Raw genomic sequence first — 24704 nt, forward strand, 5'->3', positions numbered from 1 at the left:
ACCTGTGATGAGGAGAGTCATGTGGGAGCAAGGCTTGCCCGCGATGCAGGCGATGCGGTCTTTCAGAGATCGAGGCGCCTGTTTCGCGGGCAAGCTTTGCTCCCACACCCCTTGCCACACCGGTCTAATTCGAAGGATTTTTTTCATGACCACACAACATCCCGCTTCACGCTCCCAACGTCTGAACCAGATCACCCACGAGCCCCACAGCCGGCTCGACGCGCTGGTCAAGGCCCACGCCCCGTTCGAAACCCCGGCCAGCTTCGCCCGTTTCGTCGTCGCTCAGTACCTGTTCCAGTCGGAACTGGTGGCGCTGTACAACGACGCCGAACTGTCCGCCCTGATCCCCGACCTCCCGGCCCGGTGCCGGGCAGAGGCGGCCAAGGCGGATCTGGCAGACCTGGACACCGAAGTCCCTGCGCCAGTGGCCGGTGCGGTGAAAAACCCGACCCAGGCCGAAGCCCTGGGCTGGCTGTTCGTCTCCGAGGGCTCCAAGCTCGGCGCCGCGTTCTTGATCAAGCGTGCCGTGGGCCTGGGATTGAGCGAGACCTTCGGCGCCCGGCACCTGGCAGAACCTGCCGGAGGGCGCGCCGAAGGCTGGAAATCCTTCACCCGCACCCTCGACGGCCTGGCCTTCAGCGAACAACAGGAAGCCGAGGCGGACCAAGGCGCACTGGACGCCTTCAACCGGTTTACGGTGCTCCTGGAACGCGCTTATGCGGCCGAACTGGCCTGAAGTGTCCGTACTTTCCATTGTGGGAGCGAGCCTGCTCGCGATGGCGTTGGATCAGTCAGCATCAATGTGACTGACATACCGCTATCGCGAGCAGGCTCGCTCCCACAGGGACATCAGCGAATAACAATCAGTGATCACACCGCAAATTCGCATGCCAGAACGCAAGCTGATGAACCGCCCCTCAAAACTCACCCAACTGCTCTTCGCCCTGCTCGCCTACACCAGCCTGGCCATCGGCCTGGTCGCCATCGTCGTGCCCGGCTTGCCGACGACCGAGTTCATCCTGTTGGCCGCCTGGGCCGCGACCCGCAGTTCGCCGCGCCTGAGCGCCTGGCTGGAGAACCATCGTCTGTTCGGGTCGATGCTGCACAACTGGCGCAACGGCAAGGTCATCCCGCGCCGGGCCAAGGTCGGTGCCACCACCAGCATGCTGCTCTGCGCGGGCTTGATGCTGGTGCTGCTCGACCACGCCTGGCCGGTTTACCTCGCACTCGCCGGCATGGGCCTGGGCAATCTGTGGATCTGGTCGCGCCCGGAACAGGCAAAGGGCTCTCGTGGCGAGGGAGCTTGTTCCCGCTGGGCCGCAAAGCGGCCCCCAACGGATTTTTGAACTATGATCGCCCTCTCGTACTGGAGGGCTTTCGATGTCAGATCTGCTCACGTCCATGCAAACCGCACTCGGTTTGCCCACGACCCCGATCACCTTCACTGGCGACGGCGCGCTGCCCTCGGCCTTCGCCGTCACGGAGCTGGCCAGCGCCAGCATCGCCGTGGCCGGGCAGGCGACCGCCGAACTCATCCAGCAACAAACCGCTCGCCAGGCGCCTGTCGAGGTCGACCGGCGCCTGGCGTCGTTCTGGTTCTCCACCTCCCTGCGCCCCATCGGCTGGAGCGTGCCGCCGATGTGGGACCCGGTGGCCGGCGACTACGCCAGCGCCGACGGCTGGATTCGCCTGCACACCAACGCACCGCATCATCGCCTTGCGGCGGAAAAAGTTCTCGGCACCTGTACCGACCGCGCCGACATGGCGGCCAGGGTGGCCCGATGGAACAAGGCCGAGCTGGAGCAGGCCGTGGTCGACGCTGGCGGTTGCGCCGCCGAGATGCGTTCGTGGCAAGCGTGGCAGGCCCATCCCCAAGGCCTGGCGGTCAATGCCGAGCCGCTGGTGCACCTGAGTGAGACGACTGGAGAGCAGCGCAAACCCTGGCTCGGCTCCGTGACCCAGCCACTGGCGGGGCTCAAGGTGCTGGACCTGACCCGCGTGCTGGCCGGCCCCGTCGCCAGCCGCTTCCTCGCCGGCCTGGGGGCCGACGTGCTGCGCATCGACCCGCCGACCTGGAACGAACCCGGCGTGGTGCCGGAAGTCACCCTGGGCAAACGCTGCGCCCGCCTCGACTTGCATCGGGCCGAAGATCGCGTGGCGTTCGAGGCATTGCTCAAGGACACCGACATCCTCTTGCACGGCTACCGTGCCGACGCCCTGGAACGCCTGGGCTACGGCGCCGAGCAGCGCCGGCAGATGGCCCCCGGCCTGATCGACGTCAGCCTCAATGCCTATGGCTGGAGCGGTCCGTGGCTGAACCGGCGCGGCTTCGACAGCCTGGTGCAAATGAGCAGCGGCATCGCCGAAGCCGGCATGGGCTGGAAACACACCGACAAACCGACACCACTGCCGGTGCAAGCGCTGGATCACGGCACCGGCTATCTGCTGGCGACCAGCGCCCTGGTGTTGTTGTCCCGGCGCCTGGCAAGCGGTCACGGCGGCTCGGCACGCTTGTCACTGGCACGCACGGCAAAGCTGTTGATCGAGCGTGGCGTCGGGGATTCGAGCCCATTGCGAGCCGAGGCCGAGGATGATCAGGGCCTGGTGGTCGAACAGACCCCATGGGGACCGGCCCATCGCCTGCAGGTGCCCTTGAAAATCACCGGGACGCCGCTGCAATGGACCTTGCCAGCGGCGGAGCTGGGCGCGCATAGAGCACGTTGGTGACGCGTTGATGTGGGAGCAAGGCTTGCCCGCGATGGAAGCGATGCGGTCTCTCAGAAATCGAGGTGCCTGTTTCGCGAGCAAGCTTTGCTCCCACATAACCCCCCTCGCCACAGGAGACACCTCAACATCGCGGTAAGCCTCACAATTCCAAAAACCCACTGTACAACCCATACGCCGCCATGCCCGCCCCTGACATCACGCAAGCAAAAATCCCCTTTTCCACATGGGTGAACAAGGGTTGGCGCTGCTCGCGCTTGGCCTGGGCAAACAGGATCACCCCGGGCGCATACAACAACGCCGACAGCAGCAGGTATTTCACGCCGCCGGCGTACAGCAACCACACCGCGTAGCACAGCGCCACACCACCGATGAACAGGTCTTTCATGCGCCGGGCCGAGCCCTGTTCGTAGGTTTCCCCCCGGGCGCAAAGCAGCACCGCATAGGCCGCCGACCACAGGTATGGCACCAGGATCATCGACGAGGCGAGGTAGATCAGGCTGGTGTAGGTGCCTGCGGAAAACAGAGTGATCAGCAAAAACAGCTGGATCATGCCATTGGTCAGCCACAGCGCGTTGACCGGCGCGTGGTTGGCATTTTCCTTGGTCAGGAACGCCGGCATGGTCTTGTCCCGGGCGGTGGCGTAGAGGATTTCAGCGCACAACAGCGCCCAGGACAGCAAGGCTCCCAACAGTGAAACCGCCAGCCCCAGGCTGATCAGCAACGCACCCCAAGGCCCGACAATGTGCTCCAGGACACCGGCCAGGGACGGGTTCTGCAACTGCGCCAGTTCCGGCTGGCTCATGACCCCCAGGGACAACACATTCACCAGCACCAGCAGCGCCAATACCCCGAGGAACCCGATCACCGTCGCACGCCCTACGTCCACACGTCTCTCTGCCCGTGCCGAATAGACGCTGGCGCCTTCGATGCCGATGAACACGAACACCGTCACCAGCATCATGTGCCGCACCTGGTCCATCACACTGCCCAGGTCCGGGCTCATCGCGCCCCAGATATCGCGGGTGAAAATCTCGGCCTTGAAGGCCACGGCGGCCATGACGACGAACATCAACAGCGGCACGACCTTGGCCACGGTGGTCACCAGGTTGATGAGCGCCGCCTCCTTGATCCCGCGCAGCACCAGGAAATGCACCGCCCACAGCAATAACGACGCACAGCCGATGGCCACCGGCGTGTTGCCTTGGCCGAACACCGGGAAGAAGTAGCCCAAGGTGCTGAACAGCAAGACGAAGTAGCCGACATTGCCCATCCAGGCGCTGATCCAGTAGCCCCAGGCAGACGAGAAGCCCATGTAGTCGCCGAACCCGGCCTTGGCATAGGCGTACACGCCCGAGTCCAATTCCGGCTTGCGATTGGCCAGGGTCTGGAACACGAAGGCCAGGGTCAGCATGCCGACGGCAGTAATCGACCAGCCGATCAGCACCGCACCGACATCGGCCCGAGCCGCCATGTTTTGCGGCAGGGAAAAAATCCCGCCGCCGATCATTGACCCCACCACCAGGGCGATCAGTGCGCCCAGTGGCAACTTTTCAATCGGCTGCGGCATTTTTTCTCACTATTAAATTAAGTAAATAAAGCGACATAACGTTTTTGAATAACGTCATCCACACAAAGTCCAAAGGCTTATGACTCGACCATTCTCCAAGAGCGTAATTAAAAAGACCATGACGCCCGTTATTTTTTTGTCACGAATGCAGCCTACAAAATAGTTGCGACTCAACGGAAATCAACTAGCGTGAATAATCCTGCGGCAAGAAAACCTTCACAAACCCTTTGCCAAATGCCCTGAAACGGGCCTTTCGAGCAACTTCAAGACGCCAACGGACGGTGTTAACTCCTTCATTAACAATGGAATGTTGTCATGCACTGATCCAGATCAGATATTCAACTTTCAAATCGACTTAGTCTATTGACTCTCTTCTCCTGCACTGGAGTCTCGCAAATGTCTGATACGCCCGGAAAACTTCGATTGGGTGCGCTGGTTGCACTGGTGGTCGGCTCAATGATCGGCGGGGGAATCTTTTCCTTGCCACAAAACATGGCGGCCAGTGCCGATGTCGGTGCAGTGCTGATCGGCTGGGCGATTACCGCCGTCGGCATGCTGACCCTGGCCTTCGTGTTCCAGACCCTGGCCAACCGCAAACCCGATCTGGATGGCGGGGTGTACGCCTACGCCAAGGCCGGGTTCGGCGACTACATGGGTTTCTCATCCGCCTGGGGTTACTGGATCAGCGCCTGGCTGGGCAACGTCGGCTACTTCGTGCTGCTGTTCAGCACCTTGGGCTACTTCTTCCCGGTGTTTGGTGAAGGTAATACCGTCGCAGCGGTGATCGGCTCATCGGTCCTGCTATGGGCCGTGCACTTCCTGGTATTGCGAGGCATCAAGGAAGCGGCATTCATCAACCTGGTGACCACCATCGCCAAGGTCGTACCGCTTGTATTGTTTGTGCTGATCGCCGTATTCGCGTTCAAGCTCGATATTTTCACCGCTGATATCTGGGGCCTGAAGAACCCAGACCTGGGCAGCGTGCTGAACCAGGTGCGCAACATGATGCTGGTCACCGTGTGGGTGTTCATCGGCATCGAGGGCGCGAGTATTTTTTCCGCCCGCGCCGAGAAACGCACCGACGTGGGCAAGGCCACCGTCATCGGCTTCATCACCGTGCTGCTGTTCCTGGTACTGGTGAACGTGCTGTCCCTGGGCATCATGACCCAGCCTGAACTGGCGAAGTTGCAGAATCCGTCCATGGCCGCCGTTCTGGAGCATGTCGTGGGGCATTGGGGCGCGGTGCTGATCAGCGTCGGCCTGATTATCTCGCTGCTCGGCGCCCTGCTGTCCTGGGTGTTGCTGTGCGCCGAGATCATGTTCGCCGCCGCCAAAGACCACACCATGCCCGAGTTCCTGCGCCGGGAGAACGCCAACCACGTACCGGCCAACGCCCTGTGGCTGACCAATGCAATGGTCCAGCTGTTTTTGGTCATCACCCTGTTCTCGGCCAGCACCTACCTGTCACTGATCTACCTCGCCACCTCGATGATCCTGGTGCCGTACCTGTGGTCGGCGGCCTACGCAGTGCTGCTGGCGGTGCGCGGCGAGACCTATGAGAACGCCCTGGCCGAGCGCCGCAAAGACCTGGCCATCGGTGCCATCGCCCTGATCTACGCGGTGTGGCTGCTGTATGCCGGCGGCATCAAGTACCTGCTGCTCTCCGCCCTGCTCTATGCCCCCGGCGCGATCCTGTTCGCCAAGGCCAAGCACGAGCTGGGCAAACCGATTTTCACCTCTGTCGAGAAGCTGATTTTTGCCGCAGTGATCGCAGGCGCCCTGGTGGCGGCCTACGGACTCTACGACGGCTTCCTGACCTTGTAGTTGGCTGATTGTTCTAACTGGAGGATTTGTAATGACCACGGAAAAAGTGAAATACGGCGTGCATTCCGAAGCCGGCAAATTACGTAAAGTCATGGTGTGCTCCCCAGGCCTGGCCCACCAGCGGCTGACCCCGAACAACTGCGACGAACTGCTGTTCGACGATGTGATCTGGGTCAACCAGGCCAAGCGCGACCATTTCGATTTCGTCACCAAGATGCGCGAGCGCGACATCGACGTGCTGGAGATGCACAACCTGCTGACCGACATCGTCGCCATCCCCGAAGCCCTGGACTGGATCCTGCAGCGCAAGATCACCGCCAACTCGGTGGGCCTGGGCCTGGTGAACGAAGTCGGTTCGTGGCTGCGCAGCCTGGAGCCGCGCCATATCGCCGAATTCCTGATCGGTGGCGTCTCGGCCGATGACCTGCCGGACAGCTTCGGTGGCAAGACCATCCAGATGTTCCGCGACTTCCTCGGGCACTCCAGCTTCATCCTGCCGCCGCTGCCCAACACCCAGTTCACCCGCGACACCACCTGCTGGATCTACGGCGGCGTGACCCTGAACCCGATGTATTGGCCGGCGCGCCGCCAGGAAACCCTGCTGGCCAGCGCCATCTACAAATTCCACCCCGAGTTCACCCAGGCTGACTTCCAGGTCTGGTACGGCGACCCGGACCAGGAGCACGGCAACGCCACCCTCGAAGGCGGCGACGTGATGCCCATCGGCAACGGCGTGGTGCTGATCGGCATGGGCGAACGCTCGTCCCGCCAGGCCATCGGCCAATTGGCGCTGAACCTGTTCAAGCACAAAGCCGTGGAGCGGGTGATCGTCGCCGGCTTGCCGAAATCCCGCGCCGCCATGCACCTGGACACCGTGTTCAGCTTCTGCGACCGCGACCTGGTCACGATTTTCCCGGAAGTGGTGAGCCAGATCGTCGCCTTCTCCCTGCGCCCTGACGAGAGCAAACCCGGCGGCATCGACGTGCGCCGCGAGGACAGCAGTTTCCTCGACACCGTGGCCGCGGCCCTCAAGCTGCCAGCGCTGCGAGTGGTGGAAACCGGCGGCAACAGCTTCGCCGCCGAACGCGAGCAATGGGACGACGGCAACAACGTGGTGGCCGTGGAGCCGGGCGTGGTGATCGGCTACGACCGCAACACCTACACCAACACGCTGCTGCGCAAGGCCGGTGTGGAAGTCATCACCATCAGTGCCAGCGAACTGGGCCGGGGCCGGGGCGGCGGTCACTGCATGACCTGCCCGATCATCCGCGACCCGATCGATTACTAACCTTTGAGCCTGGGCCGGCACTGCTCTGCATCCAACGGCAGAGACCGGCCCCGGGGATAACCTACACCTGAGGAGATCCACATCATGGCGTTCAACATGCGCAACCGCAGCCTGCTGAGTCTGATGCACCACACCAACCGCGAGCTGCACTACTTGCTGGACCTGTCCCGCGACCTCAAACGTGCCAAATACACCGGCACCGAGCGTCCACACCTGCAAGGCAAAAACATCGCGCTGATCTTCGAAAAGACCTCGACCCGCACCCGCTGCGCCTTCGAAGTCGCGGCCCATGACCAGGGCGCCCACGTCACCTACATCGACCCGGTGTCATCGCAGATCGGTCACAAGGAAAGCATGAAAGACACCGCCCGGGTCCTGGGGCGGATGTTCGACGCCATCGAATACCGAGGCTTCGAACAGGAGATCGTCGAGGAACTGGCCAAGTTCGCCGGGGTGCCGGTGTTCAACGGCCTGACCGCTGAATTCCACCCCACCCAAATGATTGCCGACACCCTGACCATGCGCGAACACAGCGACAAGCCGCTGCATGACATCAGCTACGCCTACCTGGGCGATGCCCGCTACAACATGGGCAATTCGCTGCTGATGATCGGCGCCAAACTGGGCATGGACGTGCGCATCGGCGCGCCGAAAGCCTTGTGGCCGCATCAGGACTTCATCGACCAGTGCCAGGCCTTCGCCGCCGAAAGTGGCGCCCGCCTCACCATCACCGAAGACCCGAAGGAAGCCGTCAAGGGCGTGGACTTCATCCACACCGACATCTGGGTGTCCATGGGCGAGCCGGTGGAAGCCTGGGACGAGCGCATCGAGCAATTGCTGCCCTACCAGGTCAATGCGCAAATGATGAAAGCCTCGGGCAACCCGCGGGTGAAGTTCATGCACTGCCTGCCGGCGTTCCATAACAGCGAAACCAAGGTCGGCAAGGACATCGCCGCCCGTTATCCGAACCTGGCCAATGGCGTGGAAGTGACCGAGGAAGTGTTCGAATCGCCGGCCAACATCGCCTTCGAGCAAGCGGAAAACCGCATGCACACCATCAAGGCGATCCTGGTGTCGGCGTTGGCGGATATCTAGGCGCTTGAAGAGTGATCGTTCCCACGCTCTGCGTGGGAATGCATCCGGTGACGCTCTGCGTCACAGGGGACGCGGAGCGTCCCGGGCGGAGTTCCCACGCAGAGCGTGGGAACGATCATCACTGCGTTCTCGTTCCATTTTTGAAAGGACAGCACCATGCGTATCGTCGTTGCCCTGGGCGGTAACGCCCTCCTGCGTCGGGGTGAACCCATGACCGCAGACAATCAACGCATCAACATCCGCACCGCGACCGAACAGATCGCGAAAATCCACCCTGGCAACCAACTGGTCATCGCCCACGGCAACGGCCCGCAGGTCGGCCTGCTGTCGTTGCAGGCGGCGGCCTACACCTCGGTCACGCCGTATCCGCTGGACGTGCTCGGCGCCGAAACCGAAGGCATGATCGGCTACATCATCGAACAGGAACTGGGCAATCTGCTGGACTTCGAAGTCCCCTTCGCCACGCTCCTGACCCAGGTCGAAGTGGATGGCAACGACCCGGCCTTCCAGAAGCCCAGCAAGCCCATCGGCCCGGTCTACAGCAAAAGCGAGGCGCAAAAGCTCGCGGCCGAAAAGGGCTGGTCCATCGCCCCCGACGGCGACAAGTTCCGCCGCGTGGTCGCAAGCCCCAGGCCCAAGCGCATCTTTGAAATCCGCCCGATCAAATGGCTGCTGGAAAAGGGCAGCATCGTGATCTGCGCCGGCGGTGGCGGCATCCCGACGATGTACGACGCCGACGGCAAGCTGCAAGGCGTGGAAGCGGTGATCGACAAGGACCTGTGCTCGGCGCTGCTGGCCGAACAGCTGGAAAGCGATCTGCTGGTGATCGCCACCGACGTCAACGCCGCGTTCATAGACTTCGGCAAGCCGACCCAGAAAGCCATCGCCCAGGCCCACCCCGACGAAATGGAAAAGCTCGGCTTCGCTGCCGGCTCCATGGGGCCGAAGGTACAGGCCGCCTGCGAATTCGCGCGCAACACTGGCAAGGTTGCGGTGATCGGTTCACTCTCGGACATCGAAGCGATCGTCCAGGGCAAGGCCGGCACCCGCATCAGCACGGCGACACCTGGCATCGCTTATCGATAACAGGAAACTTGCGGGGCGGATCCAGGGTCTGCCCTACTCCCCATGCCTTCAAAGGAGAGTTGCTTATGGCCATGTTCGAACCCGGACACCTGCACATGGAGCGCCATGCGCTGAACAAGGATGACTTCAGCTACAACCTGTTCATCGACTACAAGGTCGATCAGGACGGCAAGGAGGGCACGGGCATGTCATTCCGGGTGCATGGCACCGTCGAAGACAAGTCCCTGGACGAGACGTTCTTCCTGGCCAAGGACCAGGCCTTCGACTTCGCCCGCCATGCCACGCGCGTCGCCCAGAAGTATGGCTTGCCCAAGACCGCGAGCATCGGCTCGATGCACAAGTACTACGACGAAATGTTCGAGGACGTGCGCAAGCAACTGGACGTCAAGCCGGGCGACCCGATGAAACCAGAACACCTGGCATAACCGCCCGAAACCCCCTACCCCTGTTTGTGGGAGCAGACCTGTGGGAGCAAGGCTTGCCCGCGATGGCATCGCCTCGGTCTATCAGTTACACCGAGGTGTTTGCATCGCAGGCAAGCCTTGCTCCCACAAGCTCGCTCCCACAAGGGTTATCAGTGCTCTGAATATCGGGTTAAACACACTCACTGCCAGGCTGGCAACTCGCCACGGCTGACCTATTCTGAAAGTAGTACCCCCGGGTATTCGTTCAGAGGTCACCGCCATGAACATTAAAATAAAAAGACGCCTCGCCATTTTCGTCACCTGCGCCGCCACGCTTGCGCTGTACGGCACCGCGGCCTACCGGGTCGAGCAGGCCAGGCAACTGCCCCGTGAATACGCCAGTTGCAACTTCGAACGGTGCATCCCCCACAGCGCAACCCTGAACGCCCTGCGCTGAGGCGTGGTCAGTCGTCCTGTTGATCGGTCTTGAGCCGGTCCCGGAACGCCTTGGGCGAGATGCCGACGCGTCGGCGGAACAGCCGGGTGAAGTTGGTCGGGTCGGAAAACCCGAGCATTTCGGAAATCTCGTAGATGGTCATGCCGGTGTAGGTCAGCAGACGCTTGGCTTCCAGCAACTGGCGCTCATGCATGATCTGCAACGCCGGTTGCCCCGCCAGTTCCCGGCAAGTGCCGTTGAGGTGCGACACGGAAATGCCCAGGCGGTGGGCCAGGTCTTCGACCTTGACGTGCTCGCGATAGGTTTCTTCCACCAACTGAATGAAGCCGTTGAGGTATTCCCGGGCCCGTTGCGGGCGCTGGGCCTGGGTGTGTCGCTGCATCACCTGGCGGCTGACCCAGACCATGATCACGCTGACCAGCGCATGCATCAGCATTTCCCGCGCCGGTTGATGCCCCACGTACTCATTCTGCAAGGCGCTGAACAGGCTGTTGAGGTACTCGGCATTCTCAAGGGCGGGGTAGCTTTCGGCCTGGGCCAGGACGTTGACCGAATGCCCCAGTTGCGCTTGCAGGTGCGTGACCAGCGGCGCCGCCAGGGTCACCACGTAACCTTCCACATCCTCGGAAAAACGAAAGCCGTGGACCGACAGCGGCGGCAGGATCTGCACGGCCGGTTCGGTGAGTAGCGTGCGCCGGCCCTCGATTTCCAGTTCCGCCTGGCCCTTGAAGACAAACAACAACTGGCACAGATCGGCATGCCGATGAGGCTTGATTTCCCATTGATGCTCGCGACTGCGCTTGGAGATGGTCTCGCAGTGCAACAAGTCCGGCGTCGGCCATTCCTGGCTCTCGCCATAGAGCTTGAACACCGGGATCGAAGGCAGGTCAGGTTTTTTCATAACGTGGATCCGGGCCTGGGGTTGCGGGCGATAATCGCACCAATTGGTAAAAAGAACAGGTATCGGCTCAGTTTTCCCCTTCAACTGACAGGTCCGCAAGCGAAAAATGTAGGCACTCGATTTCTAATAATCAACACCGACCCTGGTCGCGTGCTTCGTGCGAGTCATAACAACAATGAAAACCCTCAAGACCCAAGTCGCTATTATCGGTGCCGGCCCCTCTGGCCTGCTGCTCGGCCAGTTGCTGCACAACGCAGGAATCGACACTGTCATCCTCGAACGCCAGACCCCGGAATACGTACTGAGCCGCATCCGCGCCGGTGTGCTGGAGCAAGGCATGGTCGAGCTGCTGCGCCAGGCTGGCGTTGGCCAGCGCATGGACACCGAAGGCCTGCCCCATGACGGTTTTGAACTGGTGCTCAACGATCGGCGGGTGCACATCGACCTCAAGGGCCTGACCGGTGGTAAAAATGTCATGGTCTACGGCCAGACCGAAGTGACCCGCGACTTGATGGCCGCCCGCGAAGCCGCCGGCGCCCGGACCCTGTACCTGGCCAGCAATGCCCAGCCCCACGACATGCAAACCGAAACCCCTTTCGTGACCTTCGAGCATGAAGGGGAAACCTGGCGCCTGGACTGCGACTACATTGCCGGTTGCGACGGTTTCCACGGCGTGGCGCGACAGTCCATTCCTGCGGAAAAACTCAAGGTCTTCGAACGCGTCTACCCGTTTGGCTGGCTCGGCGTGCTGGCCGACACCCCACCGGTCCACGAAGAACTGGTCTACGCTCGCCACGCACGCGGCTTTGCCTTGTGCAGCATGCGCTCCAAGACCCGCACCCGTTATTACCTGCAAGTGCCCGCCGAGGAACAAGTGGCCGACTGGCCGGACGAGCGTTTCTGGGATGAACTGAAAAACCGCCTGCCCGCCGACCTGGCCGAAGCCCTGGTGACCGGCCCGTCCATCGAGAAAAGCATCGCCCCGCTGCGCAGCTTCGTGGTCGAGCCGATGCAGTATGGGCGGATGTTCCTGGTAGGCGATGCGGCCCACATCGTCCCGCCCACCGGCGCCAAAGGGCTGAACCTGGCGGCCAGCGATGTCAGCACGCTGTTCAACATCCTGCTCAAGGTCTATCGCGACGGCCGTGTGGATCTGCTGGAGAAGTATTCAGCCATCTGCCTGCGGCGCGTCTGGAAAGCCGAACGGTTCTCCTGGTGGATGACTTCGATGCTGCACCGCTTCGACGACGATGCCTTCAACCAGCGCATCAGCGAAGCCGAGCTGGAATATTTCGTCGACTCCGAGGCCGGTCGCAAGACCATCGCGGAAAATTACGTCGGACTTCCTTACGAGGCTATCGAATAGTCGCCTATCGACTTAAACTGCGGGTTTCGTCCATTTTGCCTCTCCGGCGCGATGCCCGCAGGTTCTGCCTTGACTCAGTTCAATACGCTCCAAGCCCCAAAACCGGCCATCCGCAGCGTGCTGGCAGCCCTGATGCTGGCGATTTTCCTGGGTGCGCTGGACCAGACCATCGTCGCCGTCTCGATGCCGGCCATCTCCGCACAGTTTGCCGACGTCAGCCTGCTGGCCTGGGTGATTTCCGGCTACATGGTCGCCATGACCGTGGCGGTGCCGATCTACGGCAAGCTCGGTGACCTCTACGGTCGCCGGCCACTGATGCTGTTCGGCATGGGCCTGTTCACCCTGGCCTCGCTGTTCTGCGGCCTGGCCCAAAACATGGAGCAACTGGTGCTGGCGCGGATTTTCCAGGGCATCGGCGCCGGCGGGATGATTTCGGTGAGCCAGGCGATCATCGGCGACATTATCCCGCCCCGCGAACGCGGTCGCTACCAGGGTTATTTCAGCAGCATGTACGCGGTGGCCAGCGTCGCCGGGCCGGTGCTCGGCGGCTACATGACCGAGTACCTGTCGTGGCGCTGGGTGTTCTGGATCAACCTGCCGCTGGGACTGGTGGCCTGGTGGGTGGCCCGACGCAGCCTGGTCGGGTTGCCGGTGCCGCAACGCACGCCGATCATCGATTACCTGGGCACCGTGTTGCTGATCATCGGCCTGACGGCGCTGCTGCTGGGGATCACCCAGGTCGGCCAGGGTCATGCCTGGCACAGCCGTGAAGTGCTGGGATTGCTGGGTTGCGCAGGAGCAGCGCTGGGGGTGTTCGCCTGGCACGAGCGCCGGGCGCGGGAGCCGTTGTTGCCGATGCACCTGTTCGCCAACCGCGATGCGGTGCTGTGTTGGTGCACGGTGTTCTTCACCAGCTTCCAGGCGATCTCCCTGACGGTGCTGGTGCCGTTACGCTTCCAGAGCGTGACCGGCGCCGGTGCCGACAGTGCGGCGTTGCACTTGTTGCCGCTGGCAATCGGGCTGCCGATCGGCGCGTATTTCGCCGGACGCCGGACCTCGGTCACGGGGCGCTACAAGCCGATGATCCTGAGCGGCGCCCTGCTCTTCCCGTTCGCTATCCTGGGCATGGCTTTCACCCCGCCCGCCGCGCTCTGGCTGAGCAGCCTGTTCATGCTGCTCAGCGGCATCGCCTCCGGCATGCAGTTCCCCACTTCACTGGTGGGTGCGCAGAACGCCGTGCACCAACAGGACATCGGCGTCGCCACCAGCACCACCAACCTGTTCCGCTCCCTTGGCGGCGCGGTGGGCGTGGCACTGATGTCCGCGTTGCTGCTGGCCTTGCTGCAGGATTCAAGCTTCGCCCAGCTCGCCAGCTCGTCGATGATCGGTGAAGGGCATTCCGGCAGCGTCTTGCTGGACGGCCTGAACGCCGCCCCGGGCGAGGCACAAAATGCCTTGCGCCAGGAGTTGCAGGCGACGTTCCGGCATTTGCTGGCGATCAGCGCGGCGGTGTCGCTGCTGGGGTTGGCCGCGGCGCTGGCGATGCCCAATCGCTTGCTGCGCGGGCGAGATGAGAAGGTCCGCTAGCAAGAATGCACAAGAACCTGTGGCGAGGGATTTGTGGGAGCAAAGCTTGCTCGCGAAACAGGCGCCTCGGTTTTCTGAAAGACCGCATCGCCTTCATCGCGGGCAAGCCTTGCTCCCACAGATGGATATCAGGCAGTCGCCACGACACCTTCGGGCAGCACCACCGCGCTCATCCCGTCCTTCATCCGCTTGGCATCGCGCACAAAGCAACGTGACGCCAGGAACAGGAACACCATGGTCAGGAACAGTGCCACCGGAATCAGGTACATCGCGTCATGCAGGCCGATGGCCTTGAACGCTTCGGTCATCTGGTCGACCCCGGCCGCGGCCATGGCCGTGCGGGCGAAGTAGTCGGACAAGCCACCCACCACCACCGGCCCCAGGCCGCCACCGAGCAAGTACAGGCCAGCGAAGAACAGCGCCATCGCCGTGGCCCGCAGGCGCGGCTCGACCACGTCCTGGATCGCCGTGTACACGCAGGTATAAAAGGTATAGGCGAACAACCAGCCGACACTGAACACCGCGACGAACACACCGATTTCAATCCGCCCGGCATGCAATGCCCAGGCAGTGGTGAGCGTCGAGATCACCAGGCTGAACGCGGCGAACAGCAAGCGACCACTGGGCACGCGCTGATGAATCTTGTCGGCGATCCAGCCGCCGAGGGTCAAGCCGAACAACCCGGTCACGCCCACCATGATCCCGGTGGCCACCGCCGCCTCGTGCAGCGGCATCAGGAAATAGCGTTGCAGCATCGGCACCAGGAAGGAGTTGCAGGCATAAGTGGCGAAGTTGAAGCACAACCCAGCCAGCACCAACCACAGGAAAGTGGGAATCGCCAACACTCGACGGATCGGCCGGTCGATTTTTTCCTGGGACACCTGCACGGTTTCCGCCGCGCCGCGCTTGGGCTCCTTGATGAAGAACATGAACAACGCCAGCACCAAGCCTGGCACCGCCGCGATAAAGAACGGCGCGCGCCAGCTGTCAAAGGCCTTGACCATCGCGCCGATGGTGAAGAACGCCAGCAGCAGGCCAATCGGCAGGCCCAGCATGAAAATGCCCATGGCCCGCGCCCGGCGATGGGCCGGGAACAGATCGCCAATCAGTGAGTTGGCCGCCGGCGCATAACTCGCCTCGCCGATCCCGACGCCCATGCGCACCAGCAGGAACGCCCAGAAACTGCCCACCAGACCGTTGACCGCCGTCAGCGCGCTCCAGGTCGCCAGGCCCCAGCCCATCAACTTGCTGCGCGAACCGGTATCGGCCATGCGTCCCAATGGCAACCCGGCAATGGCGTAGACGATGGTGAAAGCGGTGCCGATGATGCCGATCTGGAAGTCGCTGAGGCTCCACTCCATGCGGATCGGCTCGATGATGATCGCCGGGATGGTGCGGTCGAAGAAGTTGAACAGGTTGGCCAGGAACAACAGGAACAGAATGCGCCAGGCATTCGCCGCTTGGGTCGAGTTCTGCATGGGTCCGTCTCTTTTATTGTTATGGAGCATTAGCGGAATCTGCAATCTAGACAGCGGTGCGCGGACTGTCTCCAATCATTCGCAAGGCTGATACCCACCCATGGCGAGCGGCGCGTTTCTTGATAACGGTCAATTTCCTGTAACAATTGCCATCATTTCGCCCATTCTTGATTAAAGATCGCCTGCCGATGGCCGATTCAACCTATCAGGAAAGAATCTCTCGAGCGGCGCCCAGGCTATAGCCCTGGACGCTCGGGGCCGACCTTCGCGCCATCCAGGACGCGAGCTCCCATCCGCGATGGCTCGATGACAGCGCTCGTCGAGCCAACCAGTTCAGGCATATGGCGCACAATGACTTCCAAAAAAACAGCCACTGCGGTATCCGATCTGACCCTGAGCCCGGCCGCCAACGGCCCTGAAGTCTCGAAACCATCGAGCAGCTCGCGTCCCCTGTCGACTCAGCAGTATCTGTATTTCACCGAAACCAACACCGACCGGATCCTCGACAACCTCGATGGCCTGCGCGACGCGGTGTTCCCGCGACCGCCCCATCTGGTGGAAGACGAGAGCGACCGCGCCCAGCAGGAATTCCCGTCGGTGTGCCTGATCGGCCTGGGGCGCTGCGGTTCCAACATCGCCCTGGACGTGGCGGAGCTGGTGTACAACGCCCGCAAGTTCTACCTCAACGAATTCAATGCTGAAGACAAGGCTTACAGCGACAAGGGCTACAGCCCCGCGCAGTGGATCCGCAACAACCTGCGTCTTGGCACCAGCAAGGCCAGCAAACCGGTGTTCCTGGTGGAACCGCTGGTGATGCTCGGCGACCTGGACAAGGACATCGCCGGGCGTATCCGTTTTTCGCGCAAGGGCGAGAAAAGCGGCTTTTTGCGCGACTACAGCAAGATGAAGATCATGGACTTGTCGGAAGTCCATGCCGGTGGCGCCGGTAACGCGCCGATCCTGGGCCAGTACCTGGCCAAGATCATCCTGAACAAGGACACCCAGCGCTTCTCCAGCCCCGACTGGAAAATGATCCACTCGTACCTGATCGACAGCTGCGGCATCAAGGCCAACCAGTCGCGCCTGTACTTCTCGATCTTCAGTGCTGGCGGCGGTACCGGTTCAGGCATGGCCTCGGAGTTCGGCCTGGCCCAGCAATACTCGTACATGAACAAGACGTTCGACACCAAGCCGATGGACGAACACGACAGCAAGAGCGGTCACTCCTTCGTCTTCGAACCGATTTTCACCAGCGGCATCTGCGTACTGCCGAATATTTCCGACCATCGCAGCGAAATGTCCGAGGCCTTGCACATCAACGCCGGACGCCTGCTGTGCAAGTACCTGTCGGAAGAATGGGATTTCTCGTACAACTTCGCCAACGAAGACAGCAGCGAAGCCAGCGTGATGGGCCGTATCCGCCCATGGAACGCGATGATGCTGATCTCCAACGACATCATGCGCTATGCCGAAGAAAGCGATGACGGCAACATCCAGAACATTGATGTCAATGCCATGGAGAAGCACGCCAACCAGTACATCTCCCAGCAGATCTTCAACATCCTGACGGCCCAGGCGGTTACCACCGACTACGATCAGAACTACTTCCGCCGTGCCGGCATCGACATTGGCGAAACCATTCGCCTGGACGCCAACGACCTGTTCATGAGTCTGGCCGGCCCGGTGGCGATTGCCTACGCCGAGTCCGTCGTCCCGGAAACCCCGGCGCCGAGCGGCGACAAGTTCAAGGTGTTCGAGAAAGAACCGCCGCGCCTGAACATCGACGACCTGTTCTTCCGTTCCATCGACCTGCCGCACTTCAACAAAGTCACCCAGGCCATCGAAGGCATCAGTCTGTTGCCGATCGAATCCAAGCGCTACCGGGCGTCGCTGGAGCAGTACAAGAATTCCGGCTACGACGCCGCGGCCCTGCATGACCTGCACTTCTTCAAGAACTGCTCGTCGGTGGTGTCCATCGTCTCCCTGCCCAAGGACTACAAGCTGTCCTACATGGACCTGAACCGGCTCAAGACCCACCTCAACAGCCTGTTCCCCAACACCACGCTCAAGCGTTACGCGTTGGTGATCGGCGCGTCGGCCAACCTGTCGCTGACCACCCTGATCGCCAAGAGCCCGTGCCTGTCGGATGATTTCCTGACCCTGATCGTGGCCTTCATCAAACGCTGCTTCGCCCGCACCCCGTACCGCTTCGACGACACCCTGGACAACTCGATCCTGGACTTCATCATCAATGAAGACTTCGACGAAGAACGGATCGACGACCTGCTCAACGAATTCGAAAACCCGGCGAAGATCCTCGACACCAACTGGTACGCGATCAAGCCGATGTACGAGAAGAAGTATCGCGAGCTGATCAACGACAAGGACAAGTTCGTCTCGATCAACGACATCCGCCTGTCCCGCGACTGCGTGAAAAAAGCCATCAAGTACCTGCGCGAGATCTACCGTCACCGCATTGGCAAGACCAAGGTTATTTCCCTTAATAACCATACTGGCAGGACTTACTGAGGCCGGCGCAGCACCGTGTTGCCTCCAATCGCGAGCAAGCTCGCTCCCACAGGGATTTGTGAACACAGACCCAATGTGGGAGCGAACCTGCTCGCGATAGCGGTCCTGAATCCCGCACCTGGACAACATCCAGAAACAATTGAGCAGCCCAAAGGCTGCTCCATAAACTGTTCCCGTTACGTATACGTCACCCTCCCCTGTGGCGTTTCGCCACGGCAGGACGCCATCACGCTACTCACCTACACACTTTCTTGCCCACCCGAACACGAACCAACTTGGTGCATCGATCAGTTCGACGCCCTTTCCTGGATCATAATCCAGGGCGAAACCACCACCGCCCAAAGCTGCGGATCGCGTTCCAGAAAATCCAGCGCCCGCGTTTCAGACAGCTTGGCGAGCTGGTCGGCGGCCAGCCAGGCGGCGACTTTGGTACCTTCGTCCTGGGCGACGGCCTCGGCGGCTGCGATCAAATCCAGTGCCGGATCGACCCACAATAGGGCACCCTTGGCAAAGAACGGCTCCAGCTCTTTCCAGGTGATGGATGCGGTTTCACCAAGCAGCTTGGCATAGAGGGTGCTAGGTTCTTGACTCATGGGACCTGTCCGGAAAAGAAATCGGCGCGAATGATAACGTCGGTGCTCTGGCAGAAAAACCCGGTAGTAACTGCAGTACCGATTGAAAAGCGCAGGAAAGCCAAGGATTGCCGATATGACCGGACAAAACCCCGCCGCTATTCTGTCTTTTTCTTTCAATTAAGCGACACCCTCAGGTTTTGCCCCCAAGCGCCAGCTTCCCTTGCCAACAATCGGCGCTCTACACTGTACCGGTACAGTTGCCGGGGGCATTTTCCGCGAGGATATCCAAGATATCTGACCCGGTTCTGCTGCTACGGCGCCAGGACTATAAAAACTACAACAGCATGAGTGGAGCACTATGACTAAGGCTACTAAGCAGATTTCCAAACTGTTTGCCGCTATGGTTCTGGCCGGGGTTGCCAGCCATTCGTTCGCCGCCGACACCATCAAGATCGGCATCGCCGGCCCAAAAACCGGCCCTGTAGCCCAATACGGCGACATGCAGTTCAGTGGCTCCAAAATGGCCATCGAACAGATCAACGCCAAGGGCGGCGTCAACGGCAAGCAACTCGTCGCCGTTGAATACGATGACGCCTGCGATCCAAAACAAGCGGTCGCGGTCGCGAACAAAGTCGTCAACGACGGCGTCAAGTTCGTGGTCGGCCACCTGTGCTCCAGCTCCACCCAGCCGGCTTCGGACATCTATGAAGACGAAGGCGTGGTCATGATCACCCCGGCCGCTACCAGCCCGGACATCACCGCTCGCGGCTACAAGATGATCTTCCGCACCATCGGCCTGGACAGCGCCCAAGGCCCTGCGGCCGGCAACTACATCGCCGACCACGTCAAGCCGAAGATCGTTGCGGTCCTGCACGACAAGCAGCAGTACGGTGAAGGCATCGCCAGCGCCGTGAAGAAAACCCTCGAAGGCAAAGGCGTCAAGGTTGCCGTCTTCGAAGGCGTGAACGCCGGCGACAAAGACTTCTCCTCGATGATCGCCAAGCTCAAGCAAGCCAACGTCGACTTCGTCTACTACGGCGGCTACCACCCGGAGCTGGGCCTGATCCTGCGTCAATCCCAGGAAAAAGGCCTGAAGGCCAAGTTCATGGGTCCGGAAGGCGTGGGTAACGACTCCATCTCGCAAATCGCCAAGGACGCTTCCGAAGGCCTGCTGGTGACCCTGCCGAAATCCTTCGACCAGGATCCGGCCAACGTCGCCCTGGCTGACGCGTTCAAGGCCAAGAAAGAAGACCCGAGCGGTCCGTTCGTGTTCCCGTCCTACTCCGCTGTCCAGGTGATTGCCCAGGCCATCACCACAGCCAAGAGCGAAGACGCGGCCAAAGTGGCTGAAGCCATCCACGCCGGCACCTTCAAGACCCCAACCGGTGACCTGAGCTTCGACGCGAAGGGCGACCTGAAGGACTTCAAGTTCGTGGTCTACGAGTGGCACTTCGGCAAACCTAAAACCGAAGCTTCGCCTCAGTAAGGCCTGGTCTGACTGACTGCCAATAAAGCCCACGGCGTGCCGTGGGCTTTGTTTTAAATGTATTGGGCCGCGCTGGCGTGATCCGCCAGTCTCCCCACCTGAAAATCTCAAAACCGTCATCAGCGGTTCGCTGGCAAACCTCGTGTTCGAAGTGGATGCAGATCCACGGGACCCGGGCGGGAAAATGACTCCACCAGTGAAATGCGTATCAGGTTTTTAGGAGCGCTGTAATGCCTGACATCTATCACTTCTTCCAGCAGCTGGTTAACGGCCTGACCGTTGGCAGCACGTATGCCCTGATCGCCATCGGCTATACGATGGTTTACGGCATCATTGGAATGATCAACTTCGCCCACGGCGAGGTGTACATGATCGGCTCCTACGTGGCGTTCATCGCCATCGCCGGGCTGAGCATGATGGGACTCGACAGTGTCCCGCTGTTGATGACCGCGGCTTTCATCGCGAGCATCGTCGTCACCAGCTCCTATGGCTACAGCATCGAACGGATCGCCTACCGCCCCCTGCGCGGCAGCAACCGTCTGATCCCGCTGATTTCCGCCATCGGCATGTCGATCTTCCTGCAGAACACGGTACTGCTTTCGCAAGACTCCAAGGACAAATCCATACCCAACCTGATTCCGGGCAACTTTGCCATCGGGCCAGGCGGGGCACATGAAGTGCTGATTTCCTACATGCAAATCGTGGTGTTCGTGGTGACCCTGGTCGCCATGCTCGGCCTGACGCTGTTCATCTCCCGTTCCCGCCTGGGCCGCGCCTGCCGCGCCTGTGCCGAGGACATCAAGATGGCCAACCTGCTGGGCATCAACACCAACAACATCATCGCCCTGACCTTCGTCATCGGTGCGGCCCTGGCGGCCATCGCCGCGGTGCTGTTGAGCATGCAATACGGCGTGATCAACCCCAACGCCGGCTTCCTCGTCGGCCTGAAAGCCTTCACCGCCGCGGTACTGGGCGGCATCGGCAGCATTCCCGGCGCGATGCTCGGCGGGCTGGTGCTGGGCGTGGCGGAAGCCTTTGGCGCCGACATCTTCGGCGACCAGTACAAGGACGTCGTGGCATTCGGCTTGTTGGTTCTGGTTCTGTTATTCCGGCCGACCGGCATCCTGGGCCGCCCGGAGGTTGAGAAAGTATGACTAGGCATCTCAAATCGGCGCTCTTCAGCGCCCTGCTGGTCTGGGCCGTGGCCTACCCGGTACTGGGTCTTAAACTGACCATCGTCGGCATCAACCTGGAAGTGCATGGCACCAGCCCGGCCATCCTGGCGACCATCGCCGTGTGTTCGCTGCTGATGTTCCTGCGGGTGCTGTTCAGCACGCAGATCAGCGCCATGTGGAAGTCGTCGCCCGGCCTGCCGGTGATCCCGGCCAAGGCCAGCAACTTCCTCACCCTGCCATCGACCCAGCGCTGGATCGTGCTGGGCCTGATCGTCGTGGCACTGGTCTGGCCGTTCTTCGGCTCCCGCGGCGCGGTGGACATCGCCACGCTGATCCTGATCTACGTGATGCTCGGCCTTGGCCTGAACATCGTGGTAGGCCTGGCCGGCCTGCTGGACCTGGGTTATGTCGGCTTTTACGCCGTCGGCGCCTACAGCTATGCGCTGCTGTCCCACTACTTCGGCCTGAGCTTCTGGATCTGCCTGCCGATCGCCGGGATGATGGCCGCCACCTTCGGTTTCCTGCTGGGGTTCCCGGTCCTGCGCTTGCGCGGTGACTACCTGGCCATCGTGACCCTGGGTTTTGGCGAGATCATCCGTCTGTTCCTGCGCAACCTGACCGACATCACCGGTGGCCCGAACGGCATCAGCAACATCGAGAAACCGACGTTCTTCGGCCTGACCTTCGAACGTAAAGCCGCCGAAGGCCTGCAGACCTTCCACGAGTACTTCGGCCTGGAATACAACTCGATCAACAAGGTGATCTTCCTCTACCTGGTTGCCCTGTTGCTGGCCCTGGCCGCGCTGTTCGTCATCAACCGCCTGCTGCGCATGCCGATCGGCCGCGCCTGGGAGGCATTGCGTGAAGACGAAATCGCCTGCCGTGCCCTGGGTCTCAACCCGACGATCATCAAGCTGTCGGCCTTCACCCTCGGTGCTGCGTTTGCCGGTTTTGCCGGCAGTTTCTTCGCCGCACGCCAGGGCCTGGTGACGCCGGAATCCTTCACCTTCATCGAGTCGGCGATCATCCTCGCCATCGTGGTGCTGGGCGGGATGGGCTCGCAGCTGGGCGTGATCCTGGCAGCCATCGTGATGATCCTGCTGCCCGAAATGATGCGTGAATTCAGCGAATACCGCATGTTGATGTTCGGCGCCTTGATGGTGCTGATGATGATCTGGCGTCCTCAAGGTCTGCTTCCTATGCAACGCCCCCACATGGAGCTGCGCAAATGAGCCGCGAGATCCTGAAAGTTGAAAATTTAAGCATGCGCTTCGGCGGCTTGCTGGCGGTCAATGGCGTAGCCCTGACCGTGAAAGAGAAACAGGTCGTTGCGCTGATCGGGCCGAACGGCGCGGGCAAGACCACCGTGTTCAACTGCCTGACCGGCTTCTACCAGCCCACCGGTGGCACCATCGTGCTGGACGGCGAGCCGATCCAGGGCCTGCCCGGCCACCAGATCGCCCGCAAGGGTGTGGTGCGCACCTTCCAGAACGTGCGGCTGTTCAAGGACATGACGGCGGTCGAAAACCTGTTGATCGCCCAGCATCGTCACCTGAACACCAACTTCTTTGCCGGCCTGTTCAAGACCCCGGCGTTCCGCAAAAGCGAACGCGACGCCATGGAGTACGCCGAGTACTGGCTGGACAAGGTCAACCTCAAGGAATTCGCCAACCGTACCGCCGGGACCCTGGCCTACGGTCAGCAACGACGCCTGGAAATCGCCCGCTGCATGATGACCCGTCCGCGGATCCTCATGCTCGACGAGCCGGCCGCCGGCCTGAACCCCAAGGAAACCGAAGACCTGAAAGCGCTGATCGGCGTGCTGCGCGAGGAGCACAACGTCACTGTGCTGCTGATCGAGCACGACATGAAGCTGGTCATGAGCATTTCCGACCACATCGTCGTGATCAACCAGGGCACCCCTCTGGCCAACGGCTCGCCGGAACAGATCCGCGACAATCCTGAAGTGATCAAAGCCTACCTGGGGGAAGCGTAAATGCTGCAATTCGAAAACGTTTCCACCTTCTACGGCAAGATCCAGGCCTTGCACAGCGTCAACGTCGAAGTCCGCCAGGGCGAAATCGTGACGCTGATCGGTGCCAACGGCGCCGGCAAATCCACCCTGCTGATGACGCTCTGCGGTTCGCCCCAGGCCCACAGCGGCAGCATCCGCTACATGGGTGAGGAACTGGTGGGCCAGGACTCGTCACGGATCATGCGCAAGAGCATCGCGGTGGTGCCGGAAGGTCGTCGGGTATTTGCCCGGCTGACCGTGGAAGAAAACCTCGCCATGGGCGGATTCTTCACTGACAAGGGCGACTATCAGGAACAAATGGACAAGGTCCTGCACCTTTTCCCACGCCTGAAAGAACGCTTTACCCAGCGCGGCGGCACCATGTCCGGCGGCGAACAGCAAATGCTCGCCATCGGCCGTGCGCTGATGAGCAAGCCCAAGCTGCTGCTGCTCGACGAGCCTTCCCTGGGCCTGGCACCGATCATCATCCAGCAGATCTTCGACATCATCGAACAACTGCGCAAGGATGGCGTGACGGTGTTCCTGGTGGAGCAGAACGCCAACCAGGCGCTGAAAATCGCCGACCGGGCGTACGTGCTGGAGAACGGTCGCGTGGTGATGCAAGGCACCGGTGAAGCCCTGCTGACCGACCCGAAAGTGCGCGAGGCGTACCTGGGCGGTTGAGTCTGTCGCAGTAAAAAAACGGCCTTCGGGCCGTTTTTTTTTGAGTAGACAAAAAAATCGAGAACCCGCTGTAACACTTCCCCATCCCCCTTCTCTAGTTCAGCAGACCGGCGCTAACGCCGGTTCATTTCCCTGAATGACTGGAGAATCATCATGACTGCTTCGACCCGCACCCTGTCCGCCACCGCCCTGATCCTGGCCCTGGGTTCTGCCCTGAGCATGACAGCCGTCTCGACCGTCCACGCAGCCGACGCCAACATGGAAAAATGCTTCGGCGTTGCCCTCAAAGGCAAGAACGACTGCGCCGCCGGTGCCGGCACCACCTGCGCCGGTACATCAAAAATGGACTATCAGGGCAACTCCTGGAAATCGGTACCCAAAGGCACTTGCACCACCATGGAAAGCAAAACCTCCCCAACTGGTTTCGGCCAGCTCGAAGCGTTCAAAGCCAAGTCCTGATC

The 24704-nt window shown here is 61.2% G+C and carries 22 protein-coding genes; 18 read left to right on the top strand and 4 right to left on the bottom strand.

Annotated features, from left to right (window positions below):
* The first annotated feature begins 145 nt into the window (after positions 1 to 145).
* From F7R20_RS23760 to F7R20_RS23770, 3 genes are all read left to right on the top strand, one after another.
* On the top strand, positions 146 to 736 hold the full coding sequence (locus F7R20_RS23760) for a biliverdin-producing heme oxygenase (RefSeq protein ID WP_003198514.1): 591 nt from the start codon (positions 146 to 148) through the stop codon (positions 734 to 736).
* A 169-nt stretch (positions 737 to 905) separates the two neighbouring features.
* Positions 906 to 1346 (top strand): YbaN family protein, encoded by a 441-nt coding sequence (locus F7R20_RS23765; protein ID WP_033028171.1) that lies wholly within the window; start codon positions 906 to 908, stop codon positions 1344 to 1346.
* Between the two features lie 34 nt (positions 1347 to 1380).
* Positions 1381 to 2727 (top strand): CoA transferase, encoded by a 1347-nt coding sequence (locus F7R20_RS23770; protein WP_003198509.1) that lies wholly within the window; start codon positions 1381 to 1383, stop codon positions 2725 to 2727.
* Between the two features lie 139 nt (positions 2728 to 2866).
* On the opposite strand, the gene arcD (F7R20_RS23775) is transcribed toward F7R20_RS23770, so the two are convergent.
* Positions 2867 to 4294 carry an arginine-ornithine antiporter gene (arcD, locus tag F7R20_RS23775; protein ID WP_013692427.1) on the bottom strand — a complete coding sequence of 476 codons (1428 nt, stop codon included), beginning with the start codon at positions 4292 to 4294 and terminating at the stop codon, positions 2867 to 2869.
* A gap of 396 nt (positions 4295 to 4690) precedes the next feature.
* On the opposite strand from arcD (F7R20_RS23775), the gene arcD (F7R20_RS23780) reads away from it, so the two are divergent.
* From arcD (F7R20_RS23780) to F7R20_RS31730, 6 genes are all read left to right on the top strand, one after another.
* Positions 4691 to 6118, top strand: a complete 1428-nt coding sequence (gene arcD, locus F7R20_RS23780; protein WP_003198507.1) for an arginine-ornithine antiporter — start codon at positions 4691 to 4693, stop codon at positions 6116 to 6118.
* Positions 6119 to 6149: 31 nt separating this feature from the next.
* Positions 6150 to 7406, top strand: coding sequence for an arginine deiminase (arcA, locus tag F7R20_RS23785; protein WP_003198506.1), 1257 nt, complete (start codon positions 6150 to 6152; stop codon positions 7404 to 7406).
* Between the two features lie 84 nt (positions 7407 to 7490).
* The gene (locus F7R20_RS23790) at positions 7491 to 8501 is read left to right on the top strand and encodes an ornithine carbamoyltransferase (RefSeq protein ID WP_003198502.1); all 1011 of its coding nucleotides are present in this window, start codon (positions 7491 to 7493) and stop codon (positions 8499 to 8501) included.
* A 156-nt stretch (positions 8502 to 8657) separates the two neighbouring features.
* The gene (gene arcC, locus F7R20_RS23795; protein ID WP_003198500.1) at positions 8658 to 9587 is read left to right on the top strand and encodes a carbamate kinase; all 930 of its coding nucleotides are present in this window, start codon (positions 8658 to 8660) and stop codon (positions 9585 to 9587) included.
* A 65-nt stretch (positions 9588 to 9652) separates the two neighbouring features.
* Positions 9653 to 10012: a DUF5064 family protein gene (locus F7R20_RS23800; protein WP_003198498.1), complete on the top strand. Its 360-nt coding sequence runs from the start codon at positions 9653 to 9655 to the stop codon at positions 10010 to 10012.
* A gap of 259 nt (positions 10013 to 10271) precedes the next feature.
* Positions 10272 to 10448, top strand: coding sequence for a hypothetical protein (locus tag F7R20_RS31730; protein WP_003198496.1), 177 nt, complete (start codon positions 10272 to 10274; stop codon positions 10446 to 10448).
* A 7-nt stretch (positions 10449 to 10455) separates the two neighbouring features.
* Here F7R20_RS31730 and F7R20_RS23805 read toward each other — a convergent pair whose 3' ends face one another.
* A complete protein-coding gene (locus F7R20_RS23805) occupies positions 10456 to 11349 on the bottom strand; it encodes a helix-turn-helix domain-containing protein (protein ID WP_003198494.1) in 894 nt (297 codons plus the stop codon).
* A gap of 175 nt (positions 11350 to 11524) precedes the next feature.
* On the opposite strand from F7R20_RS23805, the gene pobA reads away from it, so the two are divergent.
* A complete protein-coding gene (gene pobA / locus F7R20_RS23810) occupies positions 11525 to 12715 on the top strand; it encodes a 4-hydroxybenzoate 3-monooxygenase (RefSeq protein ID WP_003198491.1) in 1191 nt (396 codons plus the stop codon).
* Between the two features lie 51 nt (positions 12716 to 12766).
* The gene (locus F7R20_RS23815) at positions 12767 to 14302 is read left to right on the top strand and encodes an MDR family MFS transporter (protein WP_013692425.1); all 1536 of its coding nucleotides are present in this window, start codon (positions 12767 to 12769) and stop codon (positions 14300 to 14302) included.
* A gap of 128 nt (positions 14303 to 14430) precedes the next feature.
* On the opposite strand, the gene F7R20_RS23825 is transcribed toward F7R20_RS23815, so the two are convergent.
* Positions 14431 to 15780, bottom strand: coding sequence for a spinster family MFS transporter (locus F7R20_RS23825; RefSeq protein ID WP_003198487.1), 1350 nt, complete (start codon positions 15778 to 15780; stop codon positions 14431 to 14433).
* A 351-nt stretch (positions 15781 to 16131) separates the two neighbouring features.
* On the opposite strand from F7R20_RS23825, the gene F7R20_RS23830 reads away from it, so the two are divergent.
* Positions 16132 to 18309 carry a hypothetical protein gene (locus F7R20_RS23830; RefSeq protein WP_003198485.1) on the top strand — a complete coding sequence of 726 codons (2178 nt, stop codon included), beginning with the start codon at positions 16132 to 16134 and terminating at the stop codon, positions 18307 to 18309.
* Between the two features lie 287 nt (positions 18310 to 18596).
* Here the strand turns inward: F7R20_RS23830 and F7R20_RS23835 are convergent, their stop codons facing one another.
* Positions 18597 to 18902, bottom strand: coding sequence for a DUF2288 domain-containing protein (locus F7R20_RS23835; protein ID WP_003198483.1), 306 nt, complete (start codon positions 18900 to 18902; stop codon positions 18597 to 18599).
* Positions 18903 to 19242: 340 nt separating this feature from the next.
* On the opposite strand from F7R20_RS23835, the gene F7R20_RS23840 reads away from it, so the two are divergent.
* From F7R20_RS23840 to F7R20_RS23865, 6 genes are all read left to right on the top strand, one after another.
* Positions 19243 to 20370: a branched-chain amino acid ABC transporter substrate-binding protein gene (locus F7R20_RS23840; RefSeq protein ID WP_003198482.1), complete on the top strand. Its 1128-nt coding sequence runs from the start codon at positions 19243 to 19245 to the stop codon at positions 20368 to 20370.
* Between the two features lie 230 nt (positions 20371 to 20600).
* Positions 20601 to 21524 carry a high-affinity branched-chain amino acid ABC transporter permease LivH gene (gene livH, locus F7R20_RS23845; RefSeq protein ID WP_003198480.1) on the top strand — a complete coding sequence of 308 codons (924 nt, stop codon included), beginning with the start codon at positions 20601 to 20603 and terminating at the stop codon, positions 21522 to 21524.
* Positions 21521 to 22777: a high-affinity branched-chain amino acid ABC transporter permease LivM gene (locus F7R20_RS23850; RefSeq protein WP_003198478.1), complete on the top strand. Its 1257-nt coding sequence runs from the start codon at positions 21521 to 21523 to the stop codon at positions 22775 to 22777. Before livH ends, F7R20_RS23850 begins: the two co-directional genes overlap by 4 nt.
* Positions 22774 to 23541 (top strand): high-affinity branched-chain amino acid ABC transporter ATP-binding protein LivG, encoded by a 768-nt coding sequence (gene livG / locus F7R20_RS23855; protein WP_003198476.1) that lies wholly within the window; start codon positions 22774 to 22776, stop codon positions 23539 to 23541. Before F7R20_RS23850 ends, livG begins: the two co-directional genes overlap by 4 nt.
* A complete protein-coding gene (locus tag F7R20_RS23860; protein WP_003198474.1) occupies positions 23542 to 24243 on the top strand; it encodes an ABC transporter ATP-binding protein in 702 nt (233 codons plus the stop codon).
* A 153-nt stretch (positions 24244 to 24396) separates the two neighbouring features.
* Positions 24397 to 24702 carry a BufA1 family periplasmic bufferin-type metallophore gene (locus tag F7R20_RS23865; protein ID WP_003198472.1) on the top strand — a complete coding sequence of 102 codons (306 nt, stop codon included), beginning with the start codon at positions 24397 to 24399 and terminating at the stop codon, positions 24700 to 24702.
* Positions 24703 to 24704: the final 2 nt, after the last annotated feature.

Origin of the sequence: Pseudomonas brassicacearum subsp. brassicacearum, assembly GCF_008801605.1 — a bacterium.
In the GTDB taxonomy this organism is placed as follows: domain Bacteria; phylum Pseudomonadota; class Gammaproteobacteria; order Pseudomonadales; family Pseudomonadaceae; genus Aquipseudomonas; species Aquipseudomonas brassicacearum.